The organism is Donghicola sp. XS_ASV15, assembly GCF_041224595.1.
Classification (GTDB): Bacteria; Pseudomonadota; Alphaproteobacteria; order Rhodobacterales; family Rhodobacteraceae; genus Donghicola.
Window position 1 is genome coordinate 1 of the sequence record NZ_JBGFGN010000160.1, and the last position, 2475, is coordinate 2475.

General features: G+C 58.1%; 2 pseudogenes. Both read left to right on the forward strand.

The features are described 5' to 3' along the window. Positions 1–678: 678 nt before the first annotated feature. Positions 679–1646: pseudogene (locus AB9K37_RS16285) on the forward strand (IS110 family transposase). Between the two features lie 90 nt (positions 1647–1736). After that, positions 1737–2174: pseudogene (locus tag AB9K37_RS16290) on the forward strand (hypothetical protein); the annotation flags it as partial. Positions 2175–2475: the final 301 nt, after the last annotated feature.

Below are 2475 nucleotides of genomic sequence, written 5' to 3' on the forward strand. Positions count from 1 at the left end.
GCACCTTCAAATACAAGTCCACGGTGTATATCCCCAAGCCCTCCCGAAATCCGAAAGGGCAAAAGTGGACGACTTTTACGCCGCCCGCGACAACACTATGCCGTCGCTACCGTGGCCGAGTATTGCTCCGCCGTTCACAACTGGCTAGTTTGCGGCTCCACACAGCTACGCGTTCTCAAAATTCTGCTGTGTATTCAGAATGACTAAAACAGGAGCGGACAACTTCTGCGGCCCCTTAGATGTTTCATTGCAAGACACGCTTACCCGCCGATAGGCGGTCTTCCGCCAATCATTTTCCTCGGCAAGACATCGTCTGATTTTCTTAATCAGTTTCGCAGCCTTCCGCTCCTGCTTGGGATCGCGACAGAGCTTGACCCAGACCTGCCTCCGCGAACTCCACCATCAATGAGAGTCTGCGCCAGCTATGAAGGGGCAGCCACATGCGAAAGAGCCGTTTCACCGCGGCGCGGATCAACGTTAGAAACTAGGAACAAGAGACAAGGACACCGACCACCGATGCGTGCCGCAGGCACAGCCTCAACACTGCCACCTTCTACAAACTGGACGCCAAATATGACGGCACGCCGGATCCACCATTGATGGTGTGGATGGCCCCACCCAAACGGCATCGCGATGTGCCAAGGTGGGGCTGAGTACAGCCATCGAAAGGAGCCATTCATGGGACAACCTATCACAATCGGTCTCGATCTGGCCAAGAAAGTCTTTCAGGTTCATGGTGTCGACGTGCGCGACAAGGTCGTCCGTCGCCGCCAACTTCGGCGGACACAGCTACTGCTGTTTTTCTCGCAGCTGAAACGGTGCCTTGTGGGCATGGAAGCCTGTGCGGGAGCGCATCACTGGGGTCGGGAGATTGCCGCGTTGGGGCATGAGGTTCGTCTCATGCCGCCTGCCTACGTCACGCCCTATGTGAAGCGAGGAAAGACTGACGCGGTAGACGCGCAGGCTGTTTGCGAAGCGGTCACGCGCCCGACCATGCGATTTGCGCCGGTGAAAACGGCGCAGACCCAGTCAGCGTTGCAGGACCATAAGACGCGGGATTTTCTTGTCCGGCAGCGGACGCAGATCATCAATGCGATCCGAGCGCATATGGGCGAGCTCGGCATCGTGGTGGCAAAGGGCATCCAAAACGTCGAGCGTCTGATCGTCGCCGCCGAAGCCGTTCTGGAAGCTGCACGAGCTGCCTTGGACATGCTGGCCGAACAGCTGAAAGGCACACAGGATCCGATCGATGCAGTCACGGCCCGGATCGGAGAGAAACAGGCCGATGACCCGCTCGCGCACCGCTCGGCAACGGTGCCCGGAGTGGGCACGATCTCCTCCAGCGCCTTTGCCGCGACGACGCCGGACGTCAGCGCATTCCAGCGGCGGCAAAGGGCGGCTCGGCCGGATCTCTAAAGCTGGGAACCGCCACTTGCGAAGGCTGCTCTATCTCGGAGCCATGGCGAGGATCAGCGCGAGACGTGGGCGAGGGCAAGGACCCTCGGATAGCCGCACCTGACTAGCTGGACCGAATGCTCGAACGCAAGCCGGTGAAGCTGGTCGCGATTGCGTTGGCCAACCGCATGGCACGAACGATATGGGCACTGATCAGAAGCGGTGAGAGTTACCGGCCCGCATTGGCATAGAAGATAAAGACAACAGCTGCCGACCTCGGGGCGGCAGGCCAAGAGTTGGTGAGGCGCAAAGTGGGGTGATGGCATAGGGACGTCAAAAGCTTGGTTCACCATTCGGACCGCCCCTCTCACTGTTTGCAGGCAAACCGTTGCCGGGCAACGGGCTCACAATATCTGTCTATCAAATAGACGAAGCGATTAGCGGATGCGGGCATTGATCTGTCTGTCGCCGCCATCGTCACTCGGACCGATGGCGTTCCTCGGCGGCCGTTGGTGATGCCTACGATAACGCACTCGCTGAATGTGTGATCGGCCTCTTCAAAACAGAGGTGATCAATCAGATCGGACCATGGAAATCGGTCCGTGACGTCGCATGGGAAACGCTCAAGTGGCCTTACGGCGATGCACGCATCGCCTACCGGCTAACAGGTCGAATGGTATAACAGCCGCCGCTTGCTGGGACCCATCGGATACATTCCGCCCTCTGAAGCAGAGGAAGCATTCTATGCAAACCTGAAGTCACTCGATATGGTCGCGTAGTCGTCGAACAAAATACCCTCCAGTTAATTCCTATGCCTGCCCTTCTACCCCCCGGGGCGTCTCACTCTGCCTTCGCGGGCTGATCGAGAAGCTTGTGCTGCTCCCTGACGCGCGTGATGGGTATACGATTGATCTTCGAGGAGATCTCGCAGCGCTTCTGACCCTTGCAACGGGTGCGACGGCATCGGCTTCAAGGGGCCGGAGGGCCAAGTCATTTATATTGTGAGTGCGGTAAATTTGGTTGCGGGAGTAGGATTTGAACCTACGACCTTCAGGTTATGAGCCTGACGAGCTACCGGGC